The following is a 16,883-nucleotide window of genomic DNA, read 5'->3' as shown; positions in this document are numbered from 1 at the left end:
TGCGAAAACCAGGAGCACGGATCATGGAAGACCTTTCCCGCCGCACGCTATTGGCGCTGAGTGCCATGGGTAGCGCGGCCATTGCCTCGGGCACCGCCAGCGCCGCCACTTTCGGCAATCCCGACCAGCCGCCGGAAGGCGCGATCAACTCGACCCCTTCCTCGCTTTCCAACCCGGGCCCGCAGAACAAGGCACTGGAAGCGCAGATTCCCGCGTTCCAGAACCCGCCTGCCACCGATGTCGGCAACATGCCGATGATGTGGTCCTCCTTCAACATCATGCCCAAGCGCATCCAGGCCGGCGGCTGGGCGCGGCAGATCACCGCCACGGAGTTTCCCGCCGCCAAGGAAGTCTCAGGCGTCAACATGCGCCTCAGCGCGGGCGGCATCCGCGAGATGCACTGGCACCTCGCCGGCGAATGGGCGCTGATGACCAACGGCAAGTGCCGGATCACCGTGCTCGACCAGTACGGTCATCCCTACATCGCCGACGTCGGCGCCGGCGATCTCTGGTTCTTCCCGGCCGGCTGCCCGCATTCGCTGCAGGGGCTCGGCCCCGATGGCGCCGAGTTCCTCCTCGTCTTCGACGATGCCTTCCAGTCCGAGTACAACACGCTGCTGCTGACCGACTGGTTCGCGCACACCCCGCCGAAGATCCTGGCGCAGAATTTCGGCGTGCCGGCGGACACCTTCAAGAACATCCCGCTGCAGGACCTGTGGATTTTCCAGGGGCAGGAGCCGCCCCCGCTCGCGGTCGATCAGGCCGCCGTCGCCGGCGCCGGTGCGCCCGCCGAGCCGTTCACCTTCTCACTCACCGGCACCAAGCCGGTGAAGCAGAACGCCGCCGGCATGGTGCAGCTGGCTGACAGCCGCACCTTCAAGGCCTCGAAGACCGTCGCCGCCGCGATCGAGACCATAAAGCCGGGCGGGCTGCGCCAGATGCACTGGCACCCCAATGCCGATGAGTGGCAGTACTGGATCAAGGGCCGCGGCCGCATGACGGTGTTCAACACCGGGCCGCGCGCGCAGACCATCGACTTCCAGGCCGGCGACCTCGGCGTCGTGCCGAAGAGCCAGGGTCATTACATCGAGAATACCGGCGACGAGGACGTGCAGGTCCTCGCGGTATTCCGGACGGCGGAATATCAGGAGGTCGATCTCTCCGACTGGCTGACCCATGCGCCGCCGGAACTCGTCGCCCAGCATCTCAACATCGACCCCGCCGTGATCGCCCGCTTCCCGCGCGGTCAGGTCGGCATCCAGCCGCGCGGCTGAGGCGCCCGTGTGAAGACGGAGCCGCCCCGCGGGGCGGCTCGCGTCACGAACGGCCCGGCGCCGGCGCGGTCGCGAGGGCGCGGTTGTCGGGCTCGACGGAGACGGTGGCGGTGAGGCCGGCCACCAGCCGCGCCGGATCCGGCGTCTCGTCGAGTGCGATCCGCACCGGCACGCGCTGGGCGAGCCGTACCCAGCTGAAGGTGGGGTTGATGTTGGCGAGCAGCCCGTTGCCCACCGTGCGCTCGCGATCCTCGATGCCGGCGGCGATGCTCTCGACATGGCCATGCAGGGGCGTGTCCTGCCCCATCAGGCGGATCGACACCGGCGCGCCGACATGGATGCGCGCCAGCTTGGTCTCCTCGAAATAGCCCTCGATCCGCACGGAATCGGTGTCGACCAGCGCGAGTTCGGCCTTGCCCGCGCTCACATAGTCGCCGGGCCGCAGGCTGAGATTGGCAATCGTGCCGTTGACCGGCGCCTTCACGTCCGAGCGTTCCAGGTTGAGCCGCGCCAGCTCACGGTCGGCCAGCGCCTGGCGATAGGCGGCGGAGGCCTCGCTCTCCGACATGCGCATCTGCTCGGTCTTCTGGTCCGACACCACGTCCTTGAGCTGCTCGTAGCGCTGGCGGTCGCGCGTGGCCTGCTCCAGCGCCGCCTTGCGCCCGTCGAGGACCGCCTCTGCCTGTTCCAGCGCGATGGCGAAGCGGGCGCGGTCGATGCGGAAGAGCACGTCGCCTTGTCTTACAGCCGCGTTGTCGCGCACCCGCACCTCGCTGACGAAGCCGGTGACGTCGGGGGCGACGCCCACGATGTCGGCGCGCACCTTGGCGTCGCGTGTCCACGGTTCGTCCATGTAGTGCGACCACAGCGCGCGTCCCGACCCGAGCGCGGCGAGGACGATGGCCAGCGTGGCGAGGACGCGGAGCGTACCGCGCAGCGAAAGGGTCATGACAGCCACCATTGGGACAGCAGGGACAGGGCCTGCAGCAGGACGACATAAAGGGCGACGTCGAACAGCCCGCGATGCCAGACGAGGGCATAGACGCCGAGAAAGGCCAGCACCCGCCGCACCATCAGGCTCACCAGCAGCGTCGCCAGCATCAGCGCGAGAAGGTTGGGAATGTAGACGCCGTAGAGATCGAGTTCGCCGGTCATCGCGCTACTCCGCGGCCATGAGCATCGGTTCGCCGCGCGGCGCCGGTCGGAAATCGCCGGCCGGGCCCGGCCTGTCGGGAAAGAACACCCGCCTCAGCCCGACCAGCGCGTCGAGCGTGCGCCGGGCTTCCCCGCCCTCACGGGCGGCGGCAAGCCGCAGCGCGTGATCCAGCGCGTCGCACAGTTCGGGCGGAGCGGGCACCATCCGGCGGCTGGCGGCGCGCCGGCGATAAAGCGCGGCCACGCCCGCGAGCACCGCGTCGATCGCCGCGCGGTGGGGCGCCGTGAGGTGAGGCGCCGTGAGGTGGCGCGCGCTCAGGTGGGGAGCGGCCATGGCGCGCCGGGTCTTCTGCAGTTCGACGATGTTGAAGCCGACCCGCACGTCGGCGAACCCGTCCACGCTGGCCAGTTCGCGGTCGTCGATCACCGCGAGGCGCGGAATGAGCTGGCCCAGCCGGTCGAGCAGGCGGCCGGCCAGCCTCTCGGGATCGCCGCGCTGGCGCCCGGCCGCGGTCTGCGCCAGATCCGCCCAGCCGGCGCGAACCAGCCGGCGCGCGGCGATTTCCGCGCCGAACGGGCGGGTGGCGAGCGTCCACACGAAGGCGAAGGTGAGCCCGGCCATGGCCGCCAGCCCCTCATTGGCGAAGCTGCCGAAATCGACGCTGTAGCGGTTCTGCATGGCCACGAAGGAGGCGGTGTTCACCGCCATCAGCATGGCCAGCATGGTCAGCTGCGGGCGGGGGATCATCAGCCCCAGCAGCAGGAAGGGGGGCGCGAAGACCAGAACCAGCATCTCGAAATCATGCACTAGCGGCAGGATGGCGAAGAGGTAGACGCCCGCGACAAGGATGCTGACCCCGCTCCAGATCGCCATGGAGCGGATGAACGGCGCCGGCCGGTCCATCGCCGCGAAGAAGGAACAGGCGACCGCGGTCATCATCACCGCGCCCGCCCCGTTCGCCCAGCCGCTGGCGATCCAGAACGCGCAGACCGCCAGCGTGGCGAGCACGCAGGAGCCGGCGGAAAACAGCATCAGGCCGACATCATAATGGCGCGCCGGGCCGACCACCTTGCGATGGCGGAAGCGCGGCCGCCACGGGCCCGCGTGTCGGCCGCTCTCGATGGCCGCGTGCAGGCAGAGGGTGTCGCTCCACAGGGCGAGGATCTCGCCGAGCCGGTCGAGCGCGCTGGTCCTCATCAGGTCGTTCCAGTCGGCGGGTTCCTGCGGCCGCAGCGCTCCGATGGCGGCGATGAGCGCGTCCACCTGCGCGGGTTCCGCCGTCGTCGGCACGGCGAGGAGATCGGCCGCGCGGTTCAGCAGCGTCCCAATGTCGGGCGGGAGGCGGCCGCCCTGCGCCTTCAGCGCGTGCAGACGGTCGGCGAGGGAGGAGAGCAGCGGCAGCAGCATGAGCAGCCGTCCGCGCAATTCGCGCGCCTGGGGCACCACGTCGCGCGTGGCGGCGTCATAGGACAGCTGGCTGATGATGAGGTCGAGCCCGGCAATGTCGGCGGCGAGCTTCTGGCGGCGCAGCGGCGTCGCCGGCAGCGCGCCTTCGCCGCGCAGGATTTCCCCCGCCCAGGCGGCGGCATCGCCGAGCACGCCGCGCAGGCGCGCGGAAAGCGCCGTGCCGACGCTGGTGGGAAACACCACGGCGCCGACCAGCGTGGCGCAGGTGATGCCGATGATGATCTCCTCGCTGCGTGCCAGAGCGACGTCGAAAATCTGTTCGGGGCTGCCAACGACCGGCAGGGCGATCAGCGGCAGGCTGTAGCCGGCGAGCATGAACACGTAGCTGCGCGGCGTGCGGTCGAGCATGGAGACGTAGAGCAGGCAACCGGTCCACAGCGCCACGACGAGGCAGAGCAGTTCCGGCGCGTTGACGAAGAGCGGCACGAAGAACACCGCCGCGCCCGCGCCGATGAGCGTGCCGAGCGCGCGATAGAGTCCCTTGGAACTCGTCGCGCCGGCCAGCGGATTGGCCACGACATAGACCGCCGCCATCGCCCAGTAGGGGCGCGGCAGGTCGAAGGCGAGGGCGATATAGAGCGCGAGCATGGAGGCGAGGAAGGCTTTGCCGGTGAAAAGCCAGTCGCGCCACGGCGGCAGGGTCACGGCAGCGCCTCTTCCTCGGCAGGGCGGACGGATGTCTCGTCGAACGCGGTGAGCACCCGCAGCGCGGCTTCGAGGTCCGCCCGGTCGAAGCCGGCGAGAACGCGCGCGCGCACGCCGACCAGCATGTCCTCGATGCGCGCGGCGAGCGCTTCGCCGGCGGCGGTGAGCCAGATGGTCTTGGCGCGCCGATCGGTGGGGTCGTCCCGGCGCTCGATGAGTGCGGCGGCGGCAAGTTGGTCGAGCAGCCGCACCAGCGAGGGTCCCTCGATTCCCACATGGCTCGCCAGCGTCACCTGCCGCACGCCCCCGCCCAGCCGGCCGGCCCAGAGCAGCGGCGCGGCGCAGGCCTCGGAGATGCCGTAGGATTCCAGCTCGCGCTCGGCGCAGCGCCGCCAGTGCCGCCCGGCCTGGAGCAGCTGCGCGGTCAAGGCGCGCTGGAGCGCCATCAGATCGGGCGGGGGAAGTACGTTCATGGCTAATTGATAGGAAACGAATTATTTTAAGGCAAGTAGCTTGGCGGCGGTGCCGGCAGGATCACGCGATCGTGTCGCGGGCGATCGATGCCGTGCCGATCTCTGGGGTAAAGCTGTGCCGCCGCGTCCACCGGCGCCCCGCTTCGCGCGGCTGGCTCCCGGGCCGCGGGCTGCCGGCCTGTTTTCCTGTCGATGTTGGTAGAATGTGATGAAGAAGATCGGTTTCCTGTCATTCGGGCACTGGACGCCCTCGGCCAATTCCGGGACGCGCTCGGCGGGCGATGCGCTGCTGCAATCCATCGAACTCGCGGTGGCGGCCGAGCAGCTGGGCGCGGACGGCGCCTATTTTCGCGTGCACCATTTCGCCCGCCAGCTCGCCTCGCCCTTTCCGCTGCTGGCGGCGGTGGGCGCGAAGACGAGCCGCATCGAGATCGGCACCGCGGTCATCGACATGCGCTACGAGAACCCGATGTACATGGCGGAGGATGCCGGCGCCGCCGATCTCATTTCCGGCGGGCGCCTCCAGCTCGGCATCAGCCGCGGCTCGCCCGAGCAGGTGATCGATGGCTGGCGCTATTTCGGCTACGCCCCGCCCGAGGGACAAAACGATGCCGACATGGGCCGGCGCCACGCGGAAGTGCTGCTGGAGGCGTTGAAGGGCGAGGGCTTCGCCCAACCCAATCCCCGCCCGATGTTTCCCAACCCGCCGGGCCTGTTGCGGCTGGAGCCGCATGCGCCGGGCCTGCGCGAGCGCATCTGGTGGGGCGCCGGCTCCAATGCCACCGCCATGTGGGCGGCAAAGCTCGGCCTCAACCTGCAGAGCTCGACGCTCAAGGATGACGAGACCGGCGAGCCGTTTCACCTGCAGCAGGCCGCGCAGATCCGCGCCTATCGCGAAGCCTGGAAGGAGGCGGGGCACACGCGCACCCCGCGCGTGTCGGTCAGCCGCTCCATCTTCGCGCTGGTGGATGATCAGGACCGCCTCTATTTCGGCCGCTCGGGCCAGGAGAGCGACCATGTCGGCTTCATCGACGCCAGCACGCGGGCGATCTTCGGCCGCTCCTATGCCGCCGAGCCCGACCGGCTGATCGAGCAGCTGAAGCAGGACGAGGCCATCGCGGAGGCCGACACGCTGCTGCTGACCGTGCCCAACCAGCTGGGCGTCGCGTATAACGCCCATGTCATCGAGGCCATCCTCACCCATGTCGCCCCGGCGCTCGGCTGGCGCTGAGCACGGGACGGCCGGCCGGCTGGCGGACGGTGCCCTTCACCTTTGCCGCGATCCGCGCTAGAGCGTTTTCGAGCGAAGTGGGTTCCGGTTCGCGTCAAGAAAACGCGTTGAAACAAAGACCTAGAGCATTTCCGGTGAACCGGAGTTCACCGGAGATGCTCTGGCAGCAGGGTCGGCAGGCAAGGGGTGCGATGATGTTCGAGACGGCGGCTACTCCCGAGGCAGCCATCGACCGGCTGGACGCGCTCTACCGGGCGGCACGCGAGGCCCTGCGCGGCGACCTGCAGCGCTTCTTCGAGACCGGGCAGGCCCCGACCCCCGAGGAGCGGGCGCGCTACCGCTACCCGCTGCTGCGCGTGACGCATGAGCCCTACCTCTCCCCGATGGTGAAGAGCCAGCGGGGCTATGCGAAATTCGCGGTGTCGGGCATCCATCAGACCAGCGTGACCCAGCCGGCGGAATTCCGCGCCTACCTGCTCGACCAGCTGACCCCGCTGGTCGCCGAATATGGCGCGCGGATCGAGACCGGCATCAGCCACCAGGAAATTCCCTATCCCTACGCGCTGGAGGGGGGCGACGAGCTTGGCCGCGGCACGGTCACGGCCTCCGATCTCGCCCGGCATTTCCCCACGCCGCTCCTGTCGCTGGTCGGCGACGAGATTGCCGACGGCACGTTCGAACTGGTGGAGGGCGAGCCGCGCCCGCTGGCGCTGTTCGACGCGGTACGCACCGATTATTCGCTGCGCCGCCTCGTGCACTATACCGGCACGGACTGGCGGTGCTTCCAGTCCTGGATCCTGCTCACCAATTATCACCGCTATGTCGACCAGTTCGTGCGCGCCGGCCTTGCCGAGATTGCGGCGGGCACGGCGCAGGCGCTGGTGACGCCGGGCGGGGTGCGGATCGACCGCGCGGGTCTGGACGCCGATGCGGTGGAGCGGGTGATGAGCGCGCCGTGGCACCGCTACCAGATGCCGGCCTATCATCTCGTGCGGCCGGGTGGGCAAGGGGTGACGCTGGTCAATATCGGCGTCGGCCCGTCCAACGCCAAGACCGTGACCGACCACCTCGCGGTGCTGCGCCCGCATTGCTGGCTCATGGTCGGCCATTGCGGGGGGCTGCGGCAGACGCAGGTGATCGGCGATTACGTGCTCGCCCACGCCTATCTCCGGCAGGACGGCATCCTGGACGAACTGGTGCCGCCCGACATTCCGATCCCCGCGCTGGCCGAGGTGCAGGTGGCGCTGCAGCAGGCGGCGGCGGAGGTGACGGGCGAGGTCGGCGAGCAGCTCAAGCGGCGCCTGCGTACCGGCACGGTGGTCACGCAGGATGACCGCAACTGGGAACTGCGCTGGACCCAGGAGCGCCGCCGCATCAACCTCTCGCGCGCCATCGCGGTGGACATGGAATCGGGCACCATCGCCGCGCAGGGCTACCGGCTGCGCGTGCCCTATGGCACGCTGCTCTGCGTCTCCGACAAGCCGCTGCATGGCGAGATCAAGCTGCCCGGCGCCGCCAACGCCTTTTATGAGCGTGCCGTGAGCGAACATCTCAGGATCGGCCTCGCCGCGCTCGACAAGCTGAAGGAAGCCGGCGCCAGCATCCATTCGCGCAAGCTGCGCTCCTTCGACGAGCCGCCCTTCCGTTGACAGCGCCGCTTCACGGGTTCCAGTAGGCGCGGTCGGCGATGGGCGAGACATCGGGCGGCGCCTTGCCGGCCGCCAGCGGATGGATATTGGTGTAGTCCTCGCACAGCGTCATGTACCAGAGGGTGCGCGCGCCGGTCTGCGGGTCGAGGATGGCCCGCACATAGGCGCCGTCGCGCGCGTCGTCATGGCCGGGCGCCGGCGTGAAGCGGGTGCGCGGGGAGATGTCGAAGCTCCCGGCGACCGGGGCGCCGCAGCGCCCGCGCTGGTAGAGTTCGCGGGCGAGATCGGGTGCCGGCCGGCCGCTGCGCGGATGCACCCAGCCCTCCCGTGCCCATTTCTCCCAGCGCGACAGGCCGAATTCGCGGGTCCAGTAGGTCTGCTCCATCTGCATCGTCTCCCCCGGCGAGAGCCCGTCGCGGCTCACCTGCGCGAAATGGCTGGAGACGATGGAGACCAGTTCACGCCCGGATCTGTAGCGCATCGGTGCGACCAGCCAGCTGGTCAGCGCGCGCCGGTAGCGGGTGGGGCAGGTGGCGGAGAGCTGCGAGGCGGCCCCGGTGGCGAGGCGCCCCTCGAACACGCCGAAGCCGGTCGTCCCCACGGCGGGGACCGCCGACGGCCCGATGACCCAGCCGCGGAAGAAACGCCGCGACGAGGTGCTGCCGTCCCGGCACAGCGGCGTCTGGTAGATGGACAGTGCCACCGGGCTGTAGCTGCCCATGATGAAGCCATACCCCTCATCATACCACTGGATCGAGGCCCCCCCGTCACCCGCCGCGCCGGGCCGCCCGCGCGTGCCGGCACAGCCGCTCACCGCCACGTTGAGGGTGGAGGAGACGATACGTATCGTGCCGTCCCGCGCCACCGGCCGGTTGAGCTTGGCGACCGTGCCGCCATCCTCGGTGCAGCCATGGCCGGGATTGAGGAAGTTGCGCAGTTCATAAGGCGGCGTCTCGCCCGGTCTTATGTCGCGGCGGCGCGTGCAGGCCTCGTCGCCCGGGACGAGCCGGGGCAGGATGCGGTCGCCCGCATCGACGCAGACATCCATGATCATGAAATCGGCGATCGGTACCGGCTCGGCCGCGCGCACCGGCGCGGCGAGCGGCAGTGCGAGGCAGGCAATGAGCGCCGCTCCCGAATGAAAGCCCTTCCGCATGATGTCCTCCCTGGCCCCCCACGGACCCCCTCGAACCTTCCGCGGCGGGCGGGGCGTGATGCGTTCACGTCCCGCCCGATAGTGCCCCGATGCCTCAGTCCGCGGACCAGGTCACGTCATTGGTGCGGATGAGCGAGCTGATCATCAGCGCCATGCGCAGGAACTTGGAGAATTCCGTGCCGGGCGCGTTGGCGACATAGACGATGTCGCCGACGCGAACCGGGAAGGCGCGGGCGATGAAATAGCCCGAGGGGTCCTTGAGGTTCAGCCGGTAGATGACCGGCACCGCGCTGTTGCCGGAAAGGTGCGGCGAATCGGGGTCCATGGCGCGCACCACGGCCGCCTGCTCATAGCGGAAGATGAACACGCCGCTGGGGTCGGCCTGGGCGTCGATCAGGCCGCCGGAAGAGCCCACCGCCTCGGCGACGGTGAAGTCCTCGCGGTCGATCGCCACTTCGCCCGCGCCCTTGACCGCGCCGAGCGCGGTGAAGGTCTGCGGCCGGCGGAACACGTAGACCGTGTCGCCGGGCTGCATGAAAATGTCCTCGGCCGGGCTGGCCAGCACGGCGGAAAGCTGCATCGTCGCGGCGCGCGAGCCGCGCGTCACCCGCACGAAGGTCTCGTGCGGCGGGGCCTTGATGCCGCCGGCCTGGGCGATCACTTCGAGCAGCCGGTCGCCCTTGACGTTGAGATTGACCCGGCCGGCGCCGGTGAGGTCGCCGACCACCACCACGGAGGCGGAGGTCTGCTGCGGCAGGGTGACGAGCACCTGCGGCTCGATCGCCTTGCCGGTGAGGCTCTTCTCGATGCTGCTGGCGATCTCGCTCGGCCGCTTGCCCACCACCGGCACCTCGCCGACATAGGGCACCTTGATGCGGCCGTCGCGATCCACCGTCTGCGGCGGCAGGGTCTCGCTGCCCGAGCCCGTCTCGACCGCGCCGCGCCCGCCGAACAGGCCGCCGGAACTGGCTTCCCAGATCGAGACCTGCACGACATCGCCCACGTTCACCCGCGTCTCGGGGGCCGGCTTGCGCACGCCGAAGCTGCTGGCAAGGCTTGCCGAGCGCCACAGGCGCATGGCGTTCACCGCCTCCGCGTCGACATCGACGATTTCATAGTCGATCGGCTCCTGCGGCTTCATGACCTCCTGGGTCGTCGGCCCGGAACCAGGGAAAAACACGCATCCGCCGAGCAGCATGCCCAGCATGGCAAGGCCGGCAATGCGGACCTTTGGACCCCGGATAATCAAACCAATCGATCCTTATGGCTTTCATGCAGCTTAACTAAGCCGGATCGGGGTTATCAATTCTATACTTCAAGGTCAAATCGTCTCGCAAAATCAATATGTGTGATCGTTATGGCACATAAGAAAATGCATGTAATCTTGAAATATACGATAATACCGTCGCCGATATACGCAAGGTAAGGTGCGACTACTGTCACCGGAACGAGCCGGCGCCGGCTGTTCAGGCCGGCGCCGGCCCCTTTGGTCGCTCACTCGGCCGCGAAGATCGCGCCCGCGCCGGTGCTTGCGGCGGTGTTGGCCTGGCGGGCGAAGAAGTTGCGCTCCGCCTTCAGCGCGCGGCGAGCGGCCTGGATGCACTCCTTGCGCTTCTGCACGCTGAGTTCCTTCCACGCGGCCTGGTCGAATTCCACGAGGCGGCGGGCAACGAAACGCTCGAGTTCGCGGCTGATTTCGGGAAGATCGCTCATGTCGGCTCCTTCAGGTTGGGGCTGGGGCATTCCCGGCCGAGGGGGAGGGGGGATTTCAGGCGGGCGGCCCGAAGGGTTCGTCGATCAGCCGCTCCGCTTCGCTGTCCTCATCCTCCAGCGCGTCGTCCAGTTCGGCGGCGGCGCTGGCGTCGAGGGTGCGAAAGAGACGGATGGCGTCGCCGATCCGCTCGAACATGTGCAGCCGGCCCTCGTGCAGCACCGCGCCGATATCGGCGAAGCGGCGCAGCATCTGCGGCGACCGGGAGGTGAAGATGAAGCTGGCCTGGCTCCGGCGCGCCTGCACCAGGTCGACGCAGCGCGCGCGGAAGGCGCCGGCGCCGCCGAACAGCACCTCGTCGGCGAGGTAGATGTCGAACGGCAGCGCATAGGAGGCCGCGAACAGGAAGCGGGCGCGCCGGTCGCGCGTGTAGCTCTGCAGCGGCTGGTCGATCGCCTCTTCCAGCTGGGCGAAGCGGGCGACGAAATCGGCTGCCGCCTCGCCGTCGAAGCCGTTGACCCGCGCCACGAAATGCAGGTTCTCGCGCCCGGTCAGCGCGGCGTGATAGGCCTGCGTCGTCGCCACCGGCGGCGATATCGCGCCATGGCGGCGGATCCGGCCGCGATCGGGCAGGGTGGAGCCGCCGATCAGCCGGATCAGCGTCGACTTGCCGGCGCCGCGCGCACCCAGGATGCCGACCGAGGCGCCGCGCGGAAAGGCAGCGTCGAGATGTTCGAACACGCGGGCCTGCCCGTGCGGGCCGCGATAGCCCTTGGCGACGTCGCGCAGTTCCACCGCCATCATACCAGCCTCGCGCGGAACACGCGTTCGAGCGCCAGCCCGATCAGCAGCGAGACGAGGCCGAAGCCGATCAGGTAGGTGCGGTCGAGGGTCAGCGTGGGATAGGTGAGGTAGAAACCGGAGCGGAACCATTCCAGCCCGTGCAGCAGCGGGTTCCAGCTGATCCAGTAGCGGATGGCCGGGGGCATGAAATCGGGCACGAAGAACACGCCGGACAGGAAGATGAGCGAGCGCGAGAACACGCCGTAGATCACCGCGTAGAGCCGGAAGAAGGCGCCGATCACTCCGTTGATCAACCCGACGCCGATGGCGAGCAGCGCGGTGGCGGCGAACCCCTGGATGGCCAGCATCGGGCGCACCGGGATCGCGTCCTTCACGCCGGTCGCGTAGATGAAGGTGAACAGCAGCATGGCGACGATGAGCAGCGTCGCCGTCTCCAGCAGGGCGCGCGCCACCATGATGTCCAGCGGCTGGATGGGGGTGAGCGCCCGCACCAGTCCGCTCGCGCGGATCGCGCCGGTGGTGCGGCCCGAGACATGGGTGAACAGGAAGAAGGGCAGGATGCCGGTTCCCAGGAACAGGAGCAGGCTGGTGCCGAATTCCGGCCGCCGGCCGATCAGCGAGAAAATGCCCATCATCATGGTGAGCTGCAGGATCGGCTCCAGCAGCGCCAGCAGGTAGCTGAGCCGCGAGTGGACCGAGCGCAGCCGCATCTCGCGCAGCATCAGCGCGAGGATGACGCGCCCCTGCGTCCGCAGGCCGGCCGCGATCTGGGCCGGTCGCAGGCGGCGCGGGGAGGCGTCGAACAGCGGGTTGAAGGTCATGGCGCGCGCGCTTTCCGCTCAGGCGACATGGTCGCGGATGGAGAAGAACACCATCACGCTGACGAACCAGAGGGCGCCGGCCGCGAGGAAGATGATCAGCGTGGTCATCAGCCGCTGCGGGTAGAGGCTGGCCTGCGCCCGCGCCGGCTGTACATAGGTCGCGACATAGGTCTGCTGCGCGGCCGCTTCCGAGCGGGCCAGTTCCAGCGCCGACAAGGTGGTGTCGTAATATTTCTCGGCGAACTGACGGCTGAGATCGACATCCTCGTAGTTCGACAGCACGTCGGACAGCACCGGCGCCGCGCCCGGCATCGTGCTGCCGGTGGCGGGCGCTGCCGCCGTCGCCGCCCCGGCTGTGCCGGCTTGTGCGGCAGGGGCCTGCACCTCGCGGCCGCCCACCTCGCGGTTGGCCACCTCCCGGTTGCCTTTGCCGATTTCGCGCTCGATGGCGGTGATCTGCTTGGCCGTGGCGGCGATGCGGCTTTCCAGCACCTTCACCGTCGGCGCGTTGGGATCCATGTAGGTGCGCAGCGAGGAGAGCTGCGACTGCAGGCCGGCCAGTTCCCCGCGCAGCTTCATGGCAAGGTCGAGCGTGCCGCCGGCGGTGCGCGCCGCATCCGGCGTCTGCTCGGTGTCGCGGAACTGGCGCAGCGCGCCGCGGGCGTCGCGCAGGCGCTGCTCGGCGCGGCTGACGTCGGATTCGGCGAAGCGCACGGCGTCGATGCGCGCGCGGGCCGAGATCTCGTTGATGAGCTTTTCGCTCTGCTTCACCAGCGTTGCGGCGATCGTATAGGCGTCGTCCGGCGTGAAGGCGCGCACCCGCACCAAAGCGAGGCCGGTGGCGAGGTCGAAGGAGGCGTCGATCATCGACTGCCAGTAGCTGACGAGGTTCTCCATCGTGTCGTCGCCGGAGAGACGCGAAAGAATGTCGACGCCGGGCCGGTCGAACATCGCCCGCAGATCGAGGGTCTTGCTCAGGTCCTCCACCGCCTGGCGGCTGGTGAGATAGTCGACGACGAGGAAATTGTCGGTATAGCCGCCCGCCCGTGCCGCCGCGCCGAGCGCGGTGCTGGCGGCGCTGGCGCCGGCCGGTGCGAAATCCTGGCTGCGCACCGCGAAGCGGAATTCCGACAGGTACTGGTTGGAGACGATGAGTCCGTAATAGAGGCCGGCGGCGAGCGTCGGCAGCGCCACCATCAGGAAGAAGGAGGTCCACAGGCCAATCGAGCGGCGTTGCCGGCGCTTGCGCGGCAGCCGCTCGGCGAGAGCGGCCACGTCGAACTCGGGCAGCGCAAAGGCATCGCGCTTGGCCACCGGCCGCGCCGCCGGCTTGGCCCGCGCCCGCACCGGCTCCGGCGTGGCCTCCGTCAGCGCGTGCGGAAGTGGCCGCGCGGTCTTGGCCTTGGCCGGCGCACCGGGCGCCGGCTCCAGCGAGGTGTCCCTCGCCATGCCGAGAAACGGGTGCAGCTTACTCATCTATGCAACCTCCACCGTCAGCGCCGCGGGCCCAACCATGCATGAACTTCGAGTATATTTCGAATATTGGATATATATAGTTCGTATATCGATATTATACCTTCGATCACGATAGTATTTTTACCGTAGATATGATCAGATTGATTGTCTAGTCTCGCTGCATCCTTCAAATGAATACATGAAGCGTGATGTTCGATCTGATCAGTCCAGCCATGACGATATCCATCCCGCTGGTGATGCTGGCCGCCGCCGCAGGCCTGGACCGGCTGGCGACCCCGCGCCATGCGGCGGGAAACCGCGCGCCGGTGGCGGCGTGGCTGCTCGGCGCGGCGGTCGTGCTGTGGCTGTGGCTGCTCTGGCTGGGCCTGTCGGCGCGCCCGCTCTTCGCGGCGGTGGCGACGCTGGTCACGCTCGGTGTGTTCGTGACCATATCGCGCGTCAAATATGCCTATCTGCGCGAACCTCTGGTGTTCAGCGATCTCGGCTTCCTGACGACGCTGATCCGCCATCCCGACCTGTTCTATGTCGATCGCCGGAGCGCAGCCGGCATCGGCCTCGCGGCCCTGCTGCTGCTCGGCGTGATCGCCGGCTGGACATGGTTCGAGCCGCGCCAGTTCGGTGGGCCGGCGCAGATGGGCCTCCTCGCCCTCGCCCTGCTGGTCGCGGCCGTTCTGCCGGCGGCGGCGGGCAGCCTTGCGCGCCTGCTCGCCCGCCTCGCGCCGCCGCTGCTGGAAACCCCGCCCGAGCAATTCGTCGCCAGGCTCGGCCTCAGTGCCTCGCTCGTCGCCGGCTTCGCCCTGTGGCGCCGGGATGGACGGGCGGAGCGGGGGGATCCGCCGGTCGCTCCCGTCGCGGTGAACGGGCGCTACCGGGCGGTGGTGATGCTGCAGATGGAATCCTTCGCCGATCTGCGCCGCCATGGCGTTCCGCTCAGCCTGCCCAATCTCGACCGGCTGCGTGTCCGCGCGCTGGCGCAGGGCCGGCTCGATGTGTCCTGCTATGGTGCCTATACCCATCGCTCCGAGGTGGAGATGCTTACCGGCGTGCCGTTCGCGCGCCAGCGCATGGACCGTTTCGACCCCTATCTGCGGCCCGCGCGGCTCGCCTCCGCGTCGCTGGCCGGGCTTCTCGCGACGGCCGGATGGCGCACGGCCTTCATCCATCCTCACGATGCCCGTTTCTTCCGGCGTGACCGGGCGATCCCGCGTCTCGGCTTCGCGCGGTTCATCGGCGAGGATGCCTTCCAGCCGGCCGACCGCTGTGGTCCCTATGTCGGCGACCGGGCGCTCGGCCGGCGCATCGCCCGCGAGATTTCCGCCGCGGCGGAAGCCGGCGAGGCGCTGTTCCTCATGTCGATCTCGATGGAGGCGCATGACCCTTACGGGCCCGGCCGCCTGCCCGCCATCGACGAGCCGGTCGCCCAGTATGCCCACCACCTCGCCAATGCCGATGCCATGCTCGGACTGGTGGCGGCGGCGCTGGACACGCTGACCGACCGCGCGCTGCTGGTGTTCTACGGCGATCATGCCCCGCTCCTTCCCGGGCACGCGGCGCTGGCTGAGGACCGGGCCACCGACTACCTCGTGCTCGAATGCGGTTGGGCGGCGGCGAAGCCGAAGGAGGGGCGGGCGCCCTCCAGGCGTTCGCCGGCGGAAATCAACGCCCTCGTGCGCTCCGCGCTGGTGGCCGGGCGCCAGGACGGCGCGGGCAGCGGCGCGGGGGCGGGCGCGGCGACGGCCTCGATGAGGCGATCGACGATCGAGAAATGATCCGACCAGCGCGGCATGCGGATATGTTGCAGCGCCTGCAGCTGCACCGCCCGCGCGGTGGAATCCGGCCGCGCATAATCCTCGATCGCCCGCGCCCAGCCGAGCCCGTCGATCGGGTCGAGATAGCGCGGCGCGGTCCCCGCGATGTCGCGGAAAGCCTGCAGGTCGGAGCAGATCACCGGCACCCGCAGCGCCATGGCCTCGAAGAGCGGCAGGCCGTAGCCCTCGGCGAAGGAGGGGAACAGCACGGCCTGCGACTGCTTCATCAGCCGGCGCAGGTGCACGTCCGGCAGCCGGTTGCACTCCAGCACATGGTTGCCGAGCGTCTGGCAGCGCTCGATGATGTCGATGACGTTCTCGTTCTCCCATCCGCGCCGGCCGACGATGATCAGCTTGGGCGCCTTGGGGCCCAGCTTCTCCACCAGCGCGCGCCAGGCGTGCAGCAGCACGAGGTGGTTCTTGCGCGGCTCGATCGTGCCGACGGTGAGGAAGAAGGGGTGGCCCGGCGCCTCCACCGGCGCGTCCATGCCGAACTCGTCCTCGATGCCGAGCGGGCTGACGATGTTTGCCGGCACGCTCATGTCGTTGCGCTCGGCGAAGGATTTCAGCTGATCCAGCGTGTGGTGCGAATTGGCGATGATCGCCTCGGCGGAGCCGAGCACGGTGCGCATGCGCGTCTCGTGCTTTTCCGCGTCGCCCGGCCGGACATATTCGGGGTGGGTGAGGGGAATGAGATCATGCACCAGATAGATCGGCTTGAGCCCGTGGCCGCGCACCATGGAACGCACGCCGTTGATCGAGTTCAGCCCTTCATGGGAGACATTGAGATAGACCGCGCCCTTCGAACTGCGCCGCCGCAGCAGGCGCGGCAGCAGGTTGACCGGCGACAGCAGGCGCTTGAGCGGGGGCATCATGTCCGGCAGCGAAGTGCGGCTCGGCGCGGCGTCGAGATGGGTCAGCACGCCGGGCGTGAGATCGAGGAAGCTCTCGACCGCGATAAGCTCGCGCCGGGTGATCTTGCCCTCCGACTGCTTCCAGCGGCTGGCCAGCGCGTCGACGAAGCCGGCTACCGTCTCCGCATCGAGATACCAGGTGGAAGCGCGCAGGCGGGCGACGAAAGCGGCGTCGTCCTGATAATGGCGGCTGCCGAGCAGGTGACGGGCATAGGCGAGTTCGACCCGGTCGATACCTGTCGGGGTCGACTGCGACGAGCGCCGCAGCAGCCGGGTAATGTCGAGCACGACCTTCATT

14 protein-coding genes and 1 pseudogene are annotated in these 16,883 nt (G+C 69.0%); 4 read left to right on the top strand and 11 right to left on the bottom strand.

From position 1 onward, the window contains the following. Positions 1 to 23: 23 nt before the first annotated feature. A complete protein-coding gene (locus QOZ99_RS17130; RefSeq protein ID WP_306891217.1) occupies positions 24 to 1,274 on the top strand; it encodes a cupin domain-containing protein in 1,251 nt (416 codons plus the stop codon). Positions 1,275 to 1,317: 43 nt separating this feature from the next. Here the strand turns inward: QOZ99_RS17130 and QOZ99_RS17125 are convergent, their stop codons facing one another. The 4 genes from QOZ99_RS17125 to QOZ99_RS17110 are packed head-to-tail and all read right to left on the bottom strand — an operon-like array spanning position 1,318 to position 5,015. Next, the gene (locus tag QOZ99_RS17125; RefSeq protein ID WP_306891216.1) at positions 1,318 to 2,223 is read right to left on the bottom strand and encodes an efflux RND transporter periplasmic adaptor subunit; all 906 of its coding nucleotides are present in this window, start codon (positions 2,221 to 2,223) and stop codon (positions 1,318 to 1,320) included. After that, entirely contained in the window at positions 2,220 to 2,429 is a 210-nt protein-coding gene (locus QOZ99_RS17120; protein WP_306891215.1) for a DUF1656 domain-containing protein, read from the bottom strand. Before QOZ99_RS17120 ends, QOZ99_RS17125 begins: the two co-directional genes overlap by 4 nt. Positions 2,430 to 2,433: 4 nt before the next feature. Continuing rightward, a complete protein-coding gene (locus QOZ99_RS17115; RefSeq protein WP_306891214.1) occupies positions 2,434 to 4,542 on the bottom strand; it encodes an FUSC family protein in 2,109 nt (702 codons plus the stop codon). After that, entirely contained in the window at positions 4,539 to 5,015 is a 477-nt protein-coding gene (locus QOZ99_RS17110; protein WP_306891213.1) for a MarR family winged helix-turn-helix transcriptional regulator, read from the bottom strand. Before QOZ99_RS17110 ends, QOZ99_RS17115 begins: the two co-directional genes overlap by 4 nt. A 208-nt stretch (positions 5,016 to 5,223) precedes the next feature. Between QOZ99_RS17110 and QOZ99_RS17105 the strand changes: the two genes are divergently transcribed. Next, the gene (locus QOZ99_RS17105) at positions 5,224 to 6,246 is read left to right on the top strand and encodes an LLM class flavin-dependent oxidoreductase (RefSeq protein WP_306891212.1); all 1,023 of its coding nucleotides are present in this window, start codon (positions 5,224 to 5,226) and stop codon (positions 6,244 to 6,246) included. 191 nt (positions 6,247 to 6,437) lie between these two features. Then, a complete protein-coding gene (locus tag QOZ99_RS17100; RefSeq protein ID WP_306891240.1) occupies positions 6,438 to 7,895 on the top strand; it encodes an AMP nucleosidase in 1,458 nt (485 codons plus the stop codon). 10 nt (positions 7,896 to 7,905) lie between these two features. Here QOZ99_RS17100 and QOZ99_RS17095 read toward each other — a convergent pair whose 3' ends face one another. From QOZ99_RS17095 to QOZ99_RS17070, 6 genes are all read right to left on the bottom strand, one after another. Next, positions 7,906 to 9,051, bottom strand: coding sequence for a hypothetical protein (locus QOZ99_RS17095; protein WP_306891211.1), 1,146 nt, complete (start codon positions 9,049 to 9,051; stop codon positions 7,906 to 7,908). Between the two features lie 94 nt (positions 9,052 to 9,145). Beyond that, on the bottom strand, positions 9,146 to 10,192 hold the full coding sequence (locus tag QOZ99_RS17090; RefSeq protein WP_306891210.1) for a polysaccharide biosynthesis/export family protein: 1,047 nt from the start codon (positions 10,190 to 10,192) through the stop codon (positions 9,146 to 9,148). Positions 10,193 to 10,545: 353 nt separating this feature from the next. Then, entirely contained in the window at positions 10,546 to 10,764 is a 219-nt protein-coding gene (locus QOZ99_RS17085) for a hypothetical protein (protein WP_183191902.1), read from the bottom strand. 55 nt (positions 10,765 to 10,819) lie between these two features. Next, complete coding sequence (locus tag QOZ99_RS17080) at positions 10,820 to 11,566, bottom strand: ABC transporter ATP-binding protein (RefSeq protein WP_306891209.1); 747 nt, start codon at positions 11,564 to 11,566, stop codon at positions 10,820 to 10,822. Beyond that, a complete protein-coding gene (locus QOZ99_RS17075) occupies positions 11,563 to 12,387 on the bottom strand; it encodes an ABC transporter permease (protein WP_306891208.1) in 825 nt (274 codons plus the stop codon). The genes QOZ99_RS17080 and QOZ99_RS17075 overlap by 4 nt, the downstream gene beginning before the upstream one ends. Positions 12,388 to 12,405: 18 nt before the next feature. Continuing rightward, positions 12,406 to 13,863 carry a KpsE/RkpR family capsule polysaccharide export protein gene (locus tag QOZ99_RS17070; RefSeq protein WP_306891207.1) on the bottom strand — a complete coding sequence of 486 codons (1,458 nt, stop codon included), beginning with the start codon at positions 13,861 to 13,863 and terminating at the stop codon, positions 12,406 to 12,408. 188 nt (positions 13,864 to 14,051) lie between these two features. Here QOZ99_RS17070 and QOZ99_RS17065 point away from each other — a divergent pair. After that, positions 14,052 to 15,404: pseudogene (locus tag QOZ99_RS17065) on the top strand (LTA synthase family protein); the annotation flags it as partial. A 35-nt stretch (positions 15,405 to 15,439) separates the two neighbouring features. On the opposite strand, the gene QOZ99_RS17060 reads toward QOZ99_RS17065, so the two are convergent. Continuing rightward, the gene (locus QOZ99_RS17060) at positions 15,440 to 16,882 is read right to left on the bottom strand and encodes a glycosyltransferase family 4 protein (protein WP_306891206.1); all 1,443 of its coding nucleotides are present in this window, start codon (positions 16,880 to 16,882) and stop codon (positions 15,440 to 15,442) included. Between the last annotated feature and the right edge of the window lies 1 nt (position 16,883).

The organism is Ancylobacter amanitiformis, from assembly GCF_030814815.1.
In the GTDB taxonomy this organism is placed as follows: domain Bacteria; phylum Pseudomonadota; class Alphaproteobacteria; order Rhizobiales; family Xanthobacteraceae; genus Ancylobacter; species Ancylobacter amanitiformis.
The sequence above is the reverse complement of the archived record's forward strand: the minus strand, read 5'-3'. Positions and strand labels throughout refer to the sequence as shown.

Bases quoted from the DNA above. Each gene is read 5' to 3' on its own strand.
- QOZ99_RS17075 (WP_306891208.1), bottom strand. From the start codon at position 12,387: ATGACCTTCAACCCGCTGTTCGACGCCTCCCCGCGCCGCCTGCGACCG.
- QOZ99_RS17080 (WP_306891209.1), bottom strand. From the start codon at position 11,566: ATGATGGCGGTGGAACTGCGCGACGTCGCCAAGGGCTATCGCGGCCCG.
- QOZ99_RS17085 (WP_183191902.1), bottom strand. From the start codon at position 10,764: ATGAGCGATCTTCCCGAAATCAGCCGCGAACTCGAGCGTTTCGTTGCC.
- QOZ99_RS17090 (WP_306891210.1), bottom strand. From the start codon at position 10,192: ATGAAGCCGCAGGAGCCGATCGACTATGAAATCGTCGATGTCGACGCG.
- QOZ99_RS17120 (WP_306891215.1), bottom strand. From the start codon at position 2,429: ATGACCGGCGAACTCGATCTCTACGGCGTCTACATTCCCAACCTTCTC.
- QOZ99_RS17070 (WP_306891207.1), bottom strand. From the start codon at position 13,863: ATGAGTAAGCTGCACCCGTTTCTCGGCATGGCGAGGGACACCTCGCTG.
- QOZ99_RS17095 (WP_306891211.1), bottom strand. From the start codon at position 9,051: ATGCGGAAGGGCTTTCATTCGGGAGCGGCGCTCATTGCCTGCCTCGCA.
- QOZ99_RS17060 (WP_306891206.1), bottom strand. From the start codon at position 16,882: ATGAAGGTCGTGCTCGACATTACCCGGCTGCTGCGGCGCTCGTCGCAG.
- QOZ99_RS17100 (WP_306891240.1), top strand. From the start codon at position 6,438: ATGATGTTCGAGACGGCGGCTACTCCCGAGGCAGCCATCGACCGGCTG.
- QOZ99_RS17125 (WP_306891216.1), bottom strand. From the start codon at position 2,223: ATGACCCTTTCGCTGCGCGGTACGCTCCGCGTCCTCGCCACGCTGGCC.
- QOZ99_RS17130 (WP_306891217.1), top strand. From the start codon at position 24: ATGGAAGACCTTTCCCGCCGCACGCTATTGGCGCTGAGTGCCATGGGT.
- QOZ99_RS17110 (WP_306891213.1), bottom strand. From the start codon at position 5,015: ATGAACGTACTTCCCCCGCCCGATCTGATGGCGCTCCAGCGCGCCTTG.
- QOZ99_RS17105 (WP_306891212.1), top strand. From the start codon at position 5,224: ATGAAGAAGATCGGTTTCCTGTCATTCGGGCACTGGACGCCCTCGGCC.